Annotated in this window: 19 protein-coding genes; 11 read left to right on the forward strand and 8 right to left on the reverse strand. The window is 47.8% G+C overall.

The window, feature by feature from the left end:
- Nucleotides 1-598: 598 nt before the first annotated feature.
- Nucleotides 599-1,525, reverse strand: a complete 927-nt coding sequence (locus FD01_RS12065) for an SPFH domain-containing protein (protein WP_054715617.1) — start codon at nucleotides 1,523-1,525, stop codon at nucleotides 599-601.
- Nucleotides 1,526-1,539: 14 nt separating this feature from the next.
- Complete coding sequence (locus FD01_RS12070; protein WP_056964523.1) at nucleotides 1,540-1,731, reverse strand: hypothetical protein; 192 nt, start codon at nucleotides 1,729-1,731, stop codon at nucleotides 1,540-1,542.
- A gap of 184 nt (nucleotides 1,732-1,915) precedes the next feature.
- On the opposite strand from FD01_RS12070, the gene FD01_RS12075 reads away from it, so the two are divergent.
- From FD01_RS12075 to FD01_RS12115, 9 genes are all read left to right on the forward strand, one after another.
- Nucleotides 1,916-2,629, forward strand: coding sequence for a GH25 family lysozyme (locus FD01_RS12075; protein ID WP_056964525.1), 714 nt, complete (start codon nucleotides 1,916-1,918; stop codon nucleotides 2,627-2,629).
- 206 nt (nucleotides 2,630-2,835) lie between these two features.
- On the forward strand, nucleotides 2,836-3,165 hold the full coding sequence (locus FD01_RS12080; RefSeq protein WP_056964527.1) for a hypothetical protein: 330 nt from the start codon (nucleotides 2,836-2,838) through the stop codon (nucleotides 3,163-3,165).
- A gap of 234 nt (nucleotides 3,166-3,399) precedes the next feature.
- Entirely contained in the window at nucleotides 3,400-3,648 is a 249-nt protein-coding gene (locus FD01_RS12085) for a hypothetical protein (protein ID WP_054715608.1), read from the forward strand.
- A gap of 116 nt (nucleotides 3,649-3,764) precedes the next feature.
- Nucleotides 3,765-4,037 carry a hypothetical protein gene (locus FD01_RS12090; RefSeq protein ID WP_054715605.1) on the forward strand — a complete coding sequence of 91 codons (273 nt, stop codon included), beginning with the start codon at nucleotides 3,765-3,767 and terminating at the stop codon, nucleotides 4,035-4,037.
- Between the two features lie 134 nt (nucleotides 4,038-4,171).
- Nucleotides 4,172-4,447 (forward strand): hypothetical protein, encoded by a 276-nt coding sequence (locus FD01_RS12095; RefSeq protein ID WP_054715602.1) that lies wholly within the window; start codon nucleotides 4,172-4,174, stop codon nucleotides 4,445-4,447.
- A 79-nt stretch (nucleotides 4,448-4,526) separates the two neighbouring features.
- Nucleotides 4,527-4,883: a YxeA family protein gene (locus tag FD01_RS12100; RefSeq protein WP_054715599.1), complete on the forward strand. Its 357-nt coding sequence runs from the start codon at nucleotides 4,527-4,529 to the stop codon at nucleotides 4,881-4,883.
- 236 nt (nucleotides 4,884-5,119) lie between these two features.
- On the forward strand, nucleotides 5,120-5,629 hold the full coding sequence (locus tag FD01_RS12105) for a hypothetical protein (RefSeq protein WP_054715596.1): 510 nt from the start codon (nucleotides 5,120-5,122) through the stop codon (nucleotides 5,627-5,629).
- Between the two features lie 24 nt (nucleotides 5,630-5,653).
- Nucleotides 5,654-5,890, forward strand: a complete 237-nt coding sequence (locus FD01_RS12110; RefSeq protein WP_152164765.1) for a hypothetical protein — start codon at nucleotides 5,654-5,656, stop codon at nucleotides 5,888-5,890.
- A 76-nt stretch (nucleotides 5,891-5,966) separates the two neighbouring features.
- On the forward strand, nucleotides 5,967-6,242 hold the full coding sequence (locus FD01_RS12115; protein ID WP_152164764.1) for a hypothetical protein: 276 nt from the start codon (nucleotides 5,967-5,969) through the stop codon (nucleotides 6,240-6,242).
- 46 nt (nucleotides 6,243-6,288) lie between these two features.
- Here FD01_RS12115 and FD01_RS12120 read toward each other — a convergent pair whose 3' ends face one another.
- From FD01_RS12120 to FD01_RS12130, 4 genes are all read right to left on the reverse strand, one after another.
- Nucleotides 6,289-6,876: a GH25 family lysozyme gene (locus FD01_RS12120; protein ID WP_056964529.1), complete on the reverse strand. Its 588-nt coding sequence runs from the start codon at nucleotides 6,874-6,876 to the stop codon at nucleotides 6,289-6,291.
- On the reverse strand, nucleotides 6,854-7,021 hold the full coding sequence (locus FD01_RS16175; protein WP_156647312.1) for a hypothetical protein: 168 nt from the start codon (nucleotides 7,019-7,021) through the stop codon (nucleotides 6,854-6,856). Before FD01_RS16175 ends, FD01_RS12120 begins: the two co-directional genes overlap by 23 nt.
- Nucleotides 7,022-7,084: 63 nt before the next feature.
- A complete protein-coding gene (locus FD01_RS12125) occupies nucleotides 7,085-7,309 on the reverse strand; it encodes a hypothetical protein (RefSeq protein WP_054715584.1) in 225 nt (74 codons plus the stop codon).
- 13 nt (nucleotides 7,310-7,322) lie between these two features.
- Nucleotides 7,323-7,529 (reverse strand): hypothetical protein, encoded by a 207-nt coding sequence (locus tag FD01_RS12130; protein ID WP_054715580.1) that lies wholly within the window; start codon nucleotides 7,527-7,529, stop codon nucleotides 7,323-7,325.
- A 365-nt stretch (nucleotides 7,530-7,894) separates the two neighbouring features.
- On the opposite strand from FD01_RS12130, the gene FD01_RS12135 reads away from it, so the two are divergent.
- Entirely contained in the window at nucleotides 7,895-9,124 is a 1,230-nt protein-coding gene (locus FD01_RS12135; RefSeq protein WP_056964531.1) for an IS110 family RNA-guided transposase, read from the forward strand.
- A 680-nt stretch (nucleotides 9,125-9,804) separates the two neighbouring features.
- On the opposite strand, the gene FD01_RS12140 is transcribed toward FD01_RS12135, so the two are convergent.
- Entirely contained in the window at nucleotides 9,805-10,572 is a 768-nt protein-coding gene (locus FD01_RS12140; protein WP_056964533.1) for a CpsD/CapB family tyrosine-protein kinase, read from the reverse strand.
- Entirely contained in the window at nucleotides 10,572-11,336 is a 765-nt protein-coding gene (locus FD01_RS12145) for a YveK family protein (protein WP_054715577.1), read from the reverse strand. The genes FD01_RS12140 and FD01_RS12145 overlap by 1 nt, the downstream gene beginning before the upstream one ends.
- Nucleotides 11,337-11,674: 338 nt before the next feature.
- On the opposite strand from FD01_RS12145, the gene FD01_RS12150 reads away from it, so the two are divergent.
- Nucleotides 11,675-12,451, forward strand: coding sequence for a hypothetical protein (locus FD01_RS12150; RefSeq protein ID WP_054715571.1), 777 nt, complete (start codon nucleotides 11,675-11,677; stop codon nucleotides 12,449-12,451).
- The last annotated feature ends 186 nt before the right edge of the window (nucleotides 12,452-12,637 follow it).

A 12,637-nucleotide genomic window follows, 5' to 3' on the forward strand; every position in this document is an offset into this window, starting at 1 on the left:
CATCTCACGGTGTCGTGCCATGGGGTGGCTAACTTGTTCTTGCAATTTGCGAATTTTATCATATAAAAAATCCCTACAAAAATCAGTAGGGTACGATCAAAGTATTTGTCTGTTGATAAATATAATATCGTTACTGTTCTGATGTCATATACCAGCAAGGTGATTGGGCAATTCTTCTCGGCGTGGCGTCTCGCCATATGTTAGGCGGTCGATGCGGTGTATTTTAACCCAAAGTCGACAATCCTTGAGGGTGAGGGACGTGCTGGCAGTGATCACGGCGCATGTCGGCGTAGCGAATGTGTATTAGGGCGATCCGCTCGCTGGAATTGAACTGATCCAAACACATCGCAAACTGGGTCATGTGAGCGGATTTTCTCGGAAAAAAAGGCAAAACAAAAACCGCAGCTATGAACTTTTGGAAGAGTCTACTGCGGCGAATGTTTTGCTAAGGTAACTTTTGCGGGGCATCCGATGAATGCTGCACCTCACAGTTGGTAGCTGTGAGGTTTTTATTTACATCCAAAGCATTCATGTCTTGTTACCGGTGGCAACAAAAAATCTCGCTACCAAGACAGGCAGCGAGAGCGTTAAGTTAGGCTTATTTCTTCGTCTGCGTCGCGGCCAGCACTTGTCCAACAGCCGGAATCTGGCCAAGGGAATCAATGGCAGTAGAAGGCAAGACCACTGTATTGGCATCGCCTTTAGCCAAGGATTCCAAGGCTTCGACGTTCTTGTACTTCAGATACATATCGCCATCATGAGCTAACCCAGCATTGATGGAGTTGATCTGGTCTTTGACGGCTTCGGCAATCAAACGTTGCGACTCCGCGCGGCCTTGCGCTTGCAAAATCTGAGTTTGCTTGTTGGCTTCAGCTTCCAAAATCGAGGCTTGTTTTTCCCCTTCGGCTTTGGCAATGGCAGCTTGTTTGTGACCTTCGGCTTCCATGATGTTGGCTTCTTTTTCACGGCTGGCGCGCAACAGCTTGTTCATGGAATCTTGAATGGTGGTGTCGACTTTGATCGAGTCGATGTTGACACGATCAACGTTCAACCCATAGCCGGCAGTGGTTTCAGCAATTTGCGTGAACAAGGTTTGGTTAATGGTTTCAGTACCATTCAACACATCGTTCAAATCCATGTTCCCGATGATCCCGCGTAAGTTGGCGCGGGTATCTTGGACCATGGACAGCACAGAATCCTTGTTTTGGTAGACGTAGGCGTTGACGTCGGTGATGTGATACTTCAAGGTTTCGGAGATGCGCACCACGACGTTATCTTTGGTGATCACTTCTTGTTCGTCGACTTTCAGCGGAATTTGCTTCATGTTGACGACTTCAGTGATGCGATAGATGATTGGTGGCACCACATGAAACCCTGGTTGCAAGGTTTGGACGTATTTCCCCAAGCGTTCGACGATGCCGACTTCCCCAGTATGGATAATGGCAACACTCGTGAACAAAATCACGGCAATAATCAAAATAACAATCACGGCGACGACGCCGAGGACGATCGATAAAATATTCATTATGACTCCTCCAATTAGTAATCTAGTTCTGACCCCAATTTGCGCACCGTCAATCCTGAACGGTCCGCAGCCACTACCACCACTTGGTCACCGATTTCGGCCTCGCCGAGCACGCGGTAGTGGTAGAAAATCCCATACAATTGAATGTTCCCAAGCCTTGCGGTGGGTAAAGTGAAAATGGTTTTGATCAAGCGGTCATCTAACATGTTTTTCACTCCTTACGGTTCCGCTTCCAGCATACTGGAATTCAATTCATAAGGCAATTCTAGCTGGAAAAACTTTGTGAGCATCAGCCCAAAGTCTGATTTTGATCAATGTGACAAAACTGACACCTGATGGCCACAACTGTCGTTGGTGCGGTATAATATCAGGCATGCAGGAGGTGACACCATGCGTGCTAAGCGCCCAATTTATGCGGATACTTATGACCGCCGCCGAAATATTACCATCGTTATTTTAGTTATCGTCGTCCTCGCCGCAATTGGCGTTGGGGTATGGTGGTGGGGCCATAAAAATCCGCGGCCAAGCGAGGCCAAATACCCCAAACTTGGCGTGCGCATGAGCCAAGCTGACGGGGTGCTGGATGCTTCCGAGCTTGAAGACGGCGGCGTCAGCTTCGTCTACCTCAAAGCCACGCAAGGTGCCAGCTTTGTCGATGACAATTTTGCTACCAATGAATCACGCGCCGGGAATTTGAAAGTCGGGGCGTATCACTACTTCAGCTTTGATTCTACGCCGCAAGCTCAAGCCGAAAACTTCATTAAACATGTTTCCGATGCTGGCGAGTTGCCGATCGGCATTTACGTGACGTATTACGGCAATTATGCCAGCGACCCGCCGAAAGCCTCAGTGGTTGCCGCTAAGCTCACTACGTTGATCAACTTTTTGCAAGCTTACTATCAACAAGGCGTGGTGTTGATGGGGAGTCCGTCCACTTTGGCCAAAATCAAGGCGGTTGCGCCGAGTGCTGCGCGGTATGTGATCACAAGCAAGAAACCAAAAACTGGCAGTTATTGGGAATATGCCAATGCCAAGTTGCCTCAAGGCGGGACGGATCAGACCTTTGATTGCGTCGTCTATACCAAAGGCACCAGTTTACCGTAGCAGCCTAAATTGGAATAGATCATCAAGTCGTTGACCTGAATAGGGTTGCGGCTATTTTTTGCGCAGATTTCCAAGTTTTTGACGATTGAAAAGATGATTCGGGCTTATTTCGCATATTTATAAAGTGTGGGGAAAATATTATTTCTGCCACGAACTGTGGAAAGGCAGGCCTGAATATGAAAGAATGGAAACCAAGCAAGTAGGCGATGTGGCTGGCGATTGCGAGTTTTGCGGGGCTACTCGGGATGTGGGGATTCCGGCATTATACCGTTGGCGGTTTGGCCCAATTAATTGGGATCGCAATTTCCAGCGGTGTGATGGCAGTGGTGTCGATGATCCGCAGTGAAACCATTCGCTGGCAAGATTCGCACATGCGACGGATCGACAATACGTCTAAAGTTCTGTCGTTTTACAACAATGAAATTAGGAAGCTAGTCCTCGAGTTCATGCAAAAATTCACGTCAGAGAAAGCCAAGCTGTCCAACACGCTGATGCCTGATCCCAAGACGGGAAAATTGATCGTGAGTATGAGGTGACTTTGGCAGTCCGCTTTGAGTTGGCCACAATATTGCATTGATTAGATCACCTTGCGTGGCTACTAAAACAAAAGAACTACTTGTATCCGGATGAAATTTTTCACGCTGTTGCGTCCGAACTCAAACGATTATTGCTTGCCAAAGATTATCAGTACGCAATTCTACAGCTAAGACAGCACTCGACATTGCGGAATCTTGACTATCTAATTGACACAATTAAGGGGGTACCTACCAATGATGCAAACTGACGAAGAAAAACTTGAATATCGTAAACGGGTACTCCCAGGGTATGCAGAATTTTATGAAATGTCTGATGAGGCTCGGGAAACCTATGTCGTCAATCTGGTGAATGAGGCGTTAATCAAGGAGGGAATCGCGCCAATTGATCGGCTACTAACAGATGAAGAAGTTGAAGTTGCAAGTCAAAAACTATATGGACCAAAGAAAAAGGCGAGTTTTCTTAGCCGTTTGCGTCGCGCTTGAGCAATTCTGTGGGTGCAGGATAACTGAAAGGAATCTGATCAAATGATGATCACTGATGAGGAAAAGCGTCTCTATCAAGAACGGGCACAGGACAGCTGAAAGGAATAAAACAAATCATGCAGACTGATGAAGAAAAGCTTGAATATCGTAAACGTGTACTGCCAGGGTACTCAAAATTATATGACATGCCTGATGATGAGCGCGAAACCTATGTTGTCAATCTGGTGAATGAGGCGTTAATCAAGGAGGGAATGGCACCAATTGATCGGCTTCTCACCGATGAAGAAGTTGAGATCGCAAGCCAAGAACTATACGGACCAAAGAAAAAGGCGAGTTTTCGTCAACGTTTCCGTCGTGCTTGGGCGATTCTGTGGGCGCAGGAGATTTGATTTGGACAGGTTCGGAGGGGGGGAGCGACGCCATTGTCGCTTCGAGTTCGGCAGCATTTTGCGCAGCCGTAGATTATTTTTCTGAATTCATTAATTGTCCGGTTGTATTGCGCAATTACAGGAGGCTAAAGATCATGGAAGAATTTAGTCCAGAAAGTCTGGAATATTTGAAACGTCACGTTCCAGGATTTACCGAATTTCTTGCCACGCCAGATGACCAAAAAGATGCGTATCTTCTACGCAAAATTAATGAAAAAAACGCCGAATATGGACTAGCGCCGATTGATCGACTCCTGACACCCGAAGAAGCTGACGCGGCTGCCCAACAAGTTTTACATCCGCAAGTCAAGAATAGCTGGCGTCACCGTTTAAGTCGCGCTTGGGCGATTCTTTGGGCGCAAGACAACTAACGCGCGTCACCCCACCTTACAAAACCGTTCGCGCACAACGGGCTTTGACCTGCGATAATCATAGGTGAGGTGAGCGTACATGAGAAAGTTTTTGATCGGGTTGGTATTGTTTGTGGTATTGGCGTTTGGCGGCTTGAAGCTGTTTGAAATCACCAATTATGGTGGCGTCGCGTATTATACTAAGATCACCACCACCGGCACCAAAATCGCGCCGCAAGATGACGCCGGCAACGTGTATGTCGACTATCGCTACAACCAGCCAGGCTATGACAAACAAGGCCACACCCAAACGCTGGTCTTTAACGCCAACAAGTCGCGGCCATTGCGCGTCGGGGCGTATTTGAAAGTCACTTACAACACCAAAAAAGGGGTCACTGCTTGGGAAGCCGTTGAGAAATCTGCCGTGCCTAAGCCTGCCATCCAAAAACTTGAGTAAAGCTGCCAGTCGTTGGCGGCTTTTTTCACTGTCATTAAACTGTAAAAGATGATTCGGCGCCGTTTCGCATATTGATTAAGTGAGGGCAAAATAATATTATTTCTTCCGCAAAGAGACGAAACGGAGATCTAAATATGCGAAAATGAGGTATCGGAGTCTGGCTTCTGCTTGGCATTTTAGCCATCGGTTCCGGAATCTTCGTGACAAGGTATTTTCGCAAAAGTATGCAGGATGGTTTGTCACAGTTAATCGGATTTGGCGTTTCTGGAACGACGCTGGCATTTTTCGGCATGATTCGAAAAGAAACCATGCGATGGCAGGATAATCGGATAAGACGAATTGACACATCCGATAAGCTCATCGATTTTTATCATCACGAAGTTCGTGAACCGGTGACCATGTTCTTGCAAAAATTCAAGCACGTTATCAGTAACCAGAAAAAGCAAAGCAGCTGGAAACTTGTTTCTGTCAAAGAGCAGCAAGATTTCTCCGATTTAACAGCAAGTCGACTTGGCCTGGCGAATATTTTGCACTTAATCGATAAAATTGCTTGGTTGTTAGACCAGAATGGTTATCTTGATTGCCAAGCAATCCTGTCTGCCATTGGTTCGGAAACCGCACGATTGTTAGTCAATGAAGAATTCGAGCCAATCGTTGAACGGATGTTAGCAGATTCTTCGTTGAGTCAAATTCAGAATTTAATGACGATCTTGAAAGGGGCAAATCGAGATGACGAAAGAAAATAACCTAGATCCAGTGGTGCAAGCAGTGTGGCCCGACTACGACGAGTATTGGGCAAGTCTGCCGATGAACGCCATGCGTACGCGCTTGAAGTGCTGAATCAAGATCGCGAGGTATTAGGGGCACCACCTTTGGATCATATCCCGACTGATAATGAATTGGCTCAAGCGCAAGCACAACGTGACAAAGCTTATCAGAAGCAATATCGTTCTTGGCACGCACGATGGAATCGATTTCTAGATCGTGTCTTGGGTCCCGCCTACTAACCCATGGCTCGGTTCTAAAAAGGAGTCGTGCACCAAGGTGGCAGTGTAATTGAAAAATTGGAAGGAGTGCACTTTGGTGACAGAAAACGATGATCCCTTGGCAGCAATTCGTGAATCTTGGCCTGGTGTTGACGCCTTTCTCGCCATGTCGCCTGAAGCGCGGGAAGCCGATGCATTGGAGACCTTAAATGCTGCCCGAGCCACAGTAGGTGGGACACCTTTGGACCATTTTCCGACAGAAGCAGAATTATTGCAAAATCGGGAAAATCGTAAGCGGGCCTATCTCAAGCAGTACAATTCTTGGCGTGCTCGCTGGAATCGTTTCCTAGACCGCTTGCTTGGCCCAGCTTAAAATCGCATTAAAACAGCCGCCACCTCCAATCAGGTGACGGCTGTTTTCAAATTTTCGTGTATAACCCGTGGAAGTCATAGCTCATATCCACCTTTAAGCCTTGAAAGTTGTTGGTGAACTGCCACGTGCCGACATTGTTGATGCCAGGTTGCGACACGCCCCATGCGGCGATCCACATGTTCTTGGCTAACAAATTGGCTGGCTTCAAGTAGCCGCTTTTCACCCAGCTAGCCATGGTGTAGAAGTCCACCTTACCAAAACCGGTGCCTTTGACCGTCGATAAGAAGGTGTTGGTCAATCCAGTCAGCGGCGCTTTGGGCAACTCTGGGGCTTCGACATCAACGGCTAACACTGAGGTGCCGTTGAGGCCGACTGCTTTGGCGGCTTTGACGAAATACAAGGCTTCTGCTTTGGCTTGGGCGGCAGTTTGATAATGCGCGTAGTGGTAGCCGTGCGCATGCATGCCAGCTTTCCACGCCGCTTTGATCTGCGCTTTGGCCTTGGGATTGGTGTAGTAGGTGCCTTCGGTCAATTTCACGATCACGGCTTTGACGCCTTTTTGCGCGAGGGTGTTGAAAAAGCTTTGCGTGTCGGGATTCCAGCTGGACACGTCAGCGACTAACGGTGTCGACATGTGACAACGCCTCCTTGATGGCCGCACTCAAAGTCTCCATGGCTTGCGTCATCGACTCTAAGCGCTTATCGATTTTGGTTAGTAGAAGCACGGCAATCAAGCCGCCGATGGCTTGGTCGAGCATGCTGTTGATCAATTGATCCATGATGACTCACTTCCTTTACTTGCCCCAAAGCCCTCACCACAATGGCTGCGACCGCCCGCAAACTTACAGCTTGTAAATGGTTTTAATGGTTTGTGTGACGTCAGCTTCAATTGGATTGACAAACAACGCCTCCCCAGTGGCATCGACAAAACCGCCAATTTCAGGCAATTGTTGCAGCGCCTGCAAGGCATTGATCTCAGTAATTTCTTTGGTCAAGCCTGAGATCCTGAACGTGTTTTTGACGTTGGCGCCATTGGTGTAAACAAGCGAAATGACATAGTTATTCATGGTAAGTTACCTCCTAGCCTTCGATGTCGATTTCATCAGCGCGGGTGACGATCGGCTTTTGCAAGTCGTCATCAACAAAGCTGTTGACCAATTCAGCAATAGCCAATACCGTTTCATCGGTGATTTTCGGATCGACGGATTTGAATGTGCGAATCTTGGACTTGGCGTCAGCGTCTTTGGTCAAGACACTGAGGGTGAATGATTTAATAGAACGTGCCATAATGGAACCTCCTCGTATAGTAAAGTTGTATCAAGTTCAAAGTTGTTCAGTCGACTTGAGTGTTGCGTGATATCCTCTAGTTGTTCATTGGATCTGGGTCCAACTGGTCTAGGCTTTTACCTCCTGTAGCTGAAGCAATTCAGACTACAATTAAAGTCTGCCTCCCAGATGAATGGTACTAAGCGCACACCACAAGCTGTAGGGCTAATAGTGGTTGGTGATGACTCACGTTTCATCACGCAGCTCAACGACTAGTAGCGGACTACTCATACCGCGAGGAAGCACTGACCGTTCATAATTAGGGGATATCACGCAGCACCCAAGTCTTCTCCAATCAATCTGACAAAGAAAGGAGGTCCAGTCCTATGAACTTGAATGTTGGTATTGATGTTTCTAAAGCTAAATTAGATTTCTGTGGGATGGATAGCGATCAGAATGTTGTCTTCCAAGACTCTGTCGCCAACCGCCCTGATGGCGTTAAAGCCATCAAACAAGATATTTTAGACGCCTACAAGAAGCTCACTTATGAACGGGTAATTGTAGGCCTTGAAGCAACATCGGTATACAATGTCTTGGCCTCTTACGAACTGACCAACGACGACAAACTCGAAGCGGTTGGCATTGAAGTCGTCACCTTGAATCCCAAGATGACCCATCGTTTCAGTCAGGTGTATGACCAGGATAAAACGGACTCAGTTGACGCCCGCAACATCGCCGACTTCCTACGTGTTGGCCGTTATGAAGTGCCAGTGCCTCGTGATGAGCGTCACCTCGCACTTCAACGGCTAACTCGTGAAAGGTTCCATCTGACTAAAGAGATTACATGGTGTAAGAACCACTTTCTCAATAATCTGTACTACAAGATGAATACGATCGACGCCGAGTTACCAACGTCAGTTTTTGGTGCCACCATGATGACGGTCTTGACCGACGAGCGTTACTCGCTGGATGAGCTTGCGGAGTTACCGCTAGAACAACTCACAAGCGATCTCAACACCCTTGGTCATGGTCGCTTCGGTGATCCCGAAGCCGTCGCTAAAGCGTTGAAACGTTCAGCACGCGACTCTTATCGACTCGACAAGCAAGTCATGGATTCTGTGAATCTCGTCTTGGGCATGTACGCCAACGAGATCCGCATGTTCAGTCAACAGTTGAAACAACTCGATAAGAGTATCGCCGCTTTGTGTGAAGCGACACCTGAAGCAAAGTGTTTGCGAAGTATTCCAGGCATCGGCCCAGTTTACGCCGCTGGCATCATTGCCGAGATCGGTCAACCCGAACGCTTCAAGAATGAAGCTAGTCTAGCCAAGTACGCTGGCCTAGTTTGGCGTAGAAGCCAATCAGGCAACACTGAGCGCCAAGCAACGCCACGTGTCCACAGCGGGGATCAATATCTGCGTTATTACCTAGTTGAAGCTGCCAATTCGGTAAGAACGCACGATCCAGTATTTGAAAAATACTACAACAAGAAATATCGGGAGGTTCCAAAGTATCAACATCGTCGCGCCAGTTTATTGACCGCTCGCAAGCTCGTACGTTTGGTTCTCACTTTGATGAAGAACCATCAATTGTACGATCAAGCGAAATTGGTCTAGCGTGACTGGTTTAGTTTAGCGATACGCTTTCCCGCAACCGAAAAACAATAAAGTCGCGGGCTGGGGGAAGTATACGCTCAACTACCCAAAAATATTTCTAGAACCTCACCTCATTCACTTGACTGTTCACCACAAGACTTAAAAACCAGAGCGGAGAAAAACGGTTTTAGCGGACCAGGTAGCCTAGTGCTCGTCTTTGTGCCGTTTTGTGGCACAAAGGCGGGGACGTAGCTAACTGTGTCAGCGTTGTTTTTCGCGCTCGACGATGTGAATTGATTTGTCCGGCCAGACACTATTTAAATGGCAGACGATTGCATTTTGTCAATCACGACAAACAAACTTTTTTAAACTTGCACAAAAATAGAGGAAGGGGTCGCTATACTAAAAGTATGGTGTCGCTCATCTCCGTTAGGCACCTAGGCCGTTGGGTGACGGCTGATGAATGGACGGGTTCCTTTCACACTGACCTACGTTTGCTCTCCCCAGTAGACGCGGGTCTTTTTTGCGTCCCAGAGGGTTTCCGTGCGCCCTTAGCACTAAGTCCAGTCTCGCCTCAGCCCTTGAATCGTATTGTGTTTCATGGGCCTGAGGCGTGCTGGACGCAGGTGCGTTGCACGGAAACCCTCGACGAAGAACAAAACAAAAAGCCCGCCGATTCCTCGACGGACTTCCATGCCGCATTACTTCGCAGCAGTATTATCTTTATCTTTCTTGCCGTAATACCCGTAGTAGCCATAGTAACCGTAGTAACCATTGGCTTCTTCAGGAACGCGGTTTTGGACGACGCCGATGATGTTGGCATCGACTTGTTCGAGCATGCTCTTGGCCGCGAGTACCGCACCTTTTTGCGCGATGCCGTAAGGAACGACCAGCACGGTAGCGTCGACTTTAGAAGCTAAGATCTGCGCATCTGTGACCGAACCCAACGGTGGCACATCGAAAATCACCATGTCGAAGTTCTTGGCGAGTGTGGCGATCAAGCGTTCCATGCGCTTGGAACTCAACAATTCAGAAGGGTTCGGCGGCACAGGGCCAGTGGGCAACACGGATAAGTGATCCACGCTGGTTGGCACAATGTACTCGCTTAAGTCCAGATCTTCTTTGCTGGTCAATAAGGTAACCAAGCCGCGTTCGTTCAATAAGGAGAACGTCGCATGTACCGTGGGGCGGCGAGTGTCAGCATCCACCAACAGCGTCCGCAAGCCTTGGTTGGCGAACGTCACGGCAATGTTGCCAGAAATCGTAGACTTACCTTCAGAAGGGCCGCTTGACGTAAAGACCAAGGTTTTGATTTGGTGATCGGCGTCAGAGTATTGGATGTTGGTCCGTAATGTCCGAAATTGTTCAGAGATATGTGATTTTGGGGCATAGTCGGTAATCAAGCCGACGCCTTTGTGCATGGAGACGTCTTCGAGGGCCTTTTGCCGTTTTTTACTGAATCCAAACATTAACGTTCACCTCCATTACGGGTGCGCCGTGCGTTCTTGCCATGCGCTGAGCGGGCTTGGCCGAACTTCAGGTCGCGTGAATCAATGTTGTAAACTGTGCCTAATAATGGCAAGCCCAAGGTGTCGGTGATGAAATCTGGGGCTTTAACGGTTTTATCGGTGAGTTCGCGAACGAAGGCTAACAAGATGCCTAAGACTAACCCAGCCAACAAGCCCACGGCCAAGTTGATCGCTTTGCGTGGGGAAACCGCGTTGGTTTGGAGCTTTGCCGCCGAGATGATGGACACGTTCTTGGCGTTGGCCATGATTTTGGTGATCTTATTTTGGAAGACTTTAGTTACGGCGTTGGCGATGTCGCGGGCCACATAAGGGCTGGTGGCTTCGGCAGTCACGTTGACCACTTGCGAATTCTCGTTGTTGGAAATCGTCAAAGCGGCTTTCAAGTCCGAAGCAGTCCCACTGAAGCGGCCAGACTTGTGTAAATCCTTAGCTGCTTGATCCAAGATGACTGGTTCCGTGATGATGTCTTTATAAGTATTGATCATCTGCAAGTCGGTTTGTACCGCGTTGTATTGCGTCGCAACGTTGGTGTTGTCTTTTTGGTTGACTAAAATCAACGCACTGGAATCGTATTTAGGCGTCATGACAAAATAGGTGACCCCAGCTGAAACCAATAACCCCCCGAATGCAAAAATGATGATCATAATAATATGTTTCCTCAGCGTATTGAACACTTGGCCGAGGCTGATTACGTCGTCCTCCATGAGCCCTCCTAAGGTTATGTATATCGAGTATGGTGAAAACTATTCAATTCTACCATACTTCAACAGACTTTCTAGTCTCCAAATGAATAAAATTGTGTATCATTTGTGCTGATTTTGAAACATTTGTGGCGAAATATTCGGCAATCAGTGAAGGCTTATGTGCGTCGTGTTTGCGGGATTACTGAAAAAGTGGCGATGCGGATTGCAATTGGAAGTAATGTTTCTAAGCTTGTAAGCGGTGTATATTTTTGCAAATATTTTTACCGATTAACTGAAATAGTGGCTCGTGGTGATTCAAAATAAGGGTGAACCAAATCCTGATCATTGGAGGCGCCACTATGGATCTATTCAAAGAATCAATCGTCGTCGATGTCGATGCCGCCCCTAAAACACAACTGCAAAAGTTTGATTATCAAACTATCGCTTTTGTGATGGGCACACATCATCTGAAGTTTCCTTCACTTTGCGTCACGATTCACGGTGAGTTATTCTTCAGCCGCTATACGCCACTCAGGCTATGCCAGCAATTGGAAGATGAGTGGCAGGTTTATTATTTTTATACGCGGCGCCAGGCTGACGACATGTGGCATCAACTCGTCAAACAAGCGCTTGAAGAAGGCCAAACCAAACTCGGCCAGTTTCATGGGCCGATGCGCGTTGCCACGTGTGGCGGCTATAGTTTCTGGTCCCCGAATGCCAGCAACGCGTTTGGTTTATGGTTCTTCACGCCGACGTGCCAGGATATTCAGGTGCGAGACGGCAGGAAAGTGGATTTCATCACTACCGATGAAGCCGGACAGGTCACGCATTGGACAGGGAAGCGGCAATTTGGTGAATCCCCGCTGGTGTCGCAAGCGCGCGTGGACATCTTAGCTGATTATGTCTTGCGCAAAGCCGTCTTGACTCACAAAGTCGCCTTGCAGCTAGCCGGTAACATCTTGGCTCAGCAAGGCACGCAGGTGAAAGGCTACCCGCCTGTTGAGGTGCCGCCAATGTTTCCGCTGGATGATTGGTTTTACGATCAAGATTTGAAGGCCACGTTGGATGTCTTATACGGGCACTCACCCGAACTTGCGGCCCAGTGTATTGAAAAGCAGTACGAAAATATCGAATAAATTACCTAAATAACCGCCGAAAATTTTTCAAAGTCCCTACTTCTAAAACATAAGTGCTGTTAACACAAGGTTGCGGCTGTTTTGCAGCCTTGTTTTGATGGCCAAGATTTGGGCTGAAAGCTTGTTTCACCAGCGTTAAATTGGTGATGTGACACCCAACAAATACCTGTGTTATCTTGACCGAAT

This window comes from Lacticaseibacillus manihotivorans DSM 13343 = JCM 12514 (assembly GCF_001435035.1).
GTDB lineage: Bacteria > Bacillota > Bacilli > Lactobacillales > Lactobacillaceae > Lacticaseibacillus > Lacticaseibacillus manihotivorans.

Bases quoted from the DNA above. Each gene is read 5' to 3' on its own strand.
- FD01_RS12065 (WP_054715617.1), bottom strand. From the start codon at position 1,525: ATGAATATTTTATCGATCGTCCTCGGCGTCGTCGCCGTGATTGTTATT.
- FD01_RS12070 (WP_056964523.1), bottom strand. From the start codon at position 1,731: ATGTTAGATGACCGCTTGATCAAAACCATTTTCACTTTACCCACCGCA.
- FD01_RS12075 (WP_056964525.1), top strand. From the start codon at position 1,916: ATGCGTGCTAAGCGCCCAATTTATGCGGATACTTATGACCGCCGCCGA.
- FD01_RS12080 (WP_056964527.1), top strand. From the start codon at position 2,836: ATGTGGCTGGCGATTGCGAGTTTTGCGGGGCTACTCGGGATGTGGGGA.
- FD01_RS12085 (WP_054715608.1), top strand. From the start codon at position 3,400: ATGATGCAAACTGACGAAGAAAAACTTGAATATCGTAAACGGGTACTC.
- FD01_RS12090 (WP_054715605.1), top strand. From the start codon at position 3,765: ATGCAGACTGATGAAGAAAAGCTTGAATATCGTAAACGTGTACTGCCA.
- FD01_RS12095 (WP_054715602.1), top strand. From the start codon at position 4,172: ATGGAAGAATTTAGTCCAGAAAGTCTGGAATATTTGAAACGTCACGTT.
- FD01_RS12100 (WP_054715599.1), top strand. From the start codon at position 4,527: ATGAGAAAGTTTTTGATCGGGTTGGTATTGTTTGTGGTATTGGCGTTT.
- FD01_RS12120 (WP_056964529.1), bottom strand. From the start codon at position 6,876: ATGTCGACACCGTTAGTCGCTGACGTGTCCAGCTGGAATCCCGACACG.
- FD01_RS16175 (WP_156647312.1), bottom strand. From the start codon at position 7,021: ATGGATCAATTGATCAACAGCATGCTCGACCAAGCCATCGGCGGCTTG.
- FD01_RS12125 (WP_054715584.1), bottom strand. From the start codon at position 7,309: ATGAATAACTATGTCATTTCGCTTGTTTACACCAATGGCGCCAACGTC.
- FD01_RS12130 (WP_054715580.1), bottom strand. From the start codon at position 7,529: ATGGCACGTTCTATTAAATCATTCACCCTCAGTGTCTTGACCAAAGAC.
- FD01_RS12135 (WP_056964531.1), top strand. From the start codon at position 7,895: ATGAACTTGAATGTTGGTATTGATGTTTCTAAAGCTAAATTAGATTTC.
- FD01_RS12140 (WP_056964533.1), bottom strand. From the start codon at position 10,572: ATGTTTGGATTCAGTAAAAAACGGCAAAAGGCCCTCGAAGACGTCTCC.
- FD01_RS12145 (WP_054715577.1), bottom strand. From the start codon at position 11,336: ATGGAGGACGACGTAATCAGCCTCGGCCAAGTGTTCAATACGCTGAGG.
- FD01_RS12150 (WP_054715571.1), top strand. From the start codon at position 11,675: ATGGATCTATTCAAAGAATCAATCGTCGTCGATGTCGATGCCGCCCCT.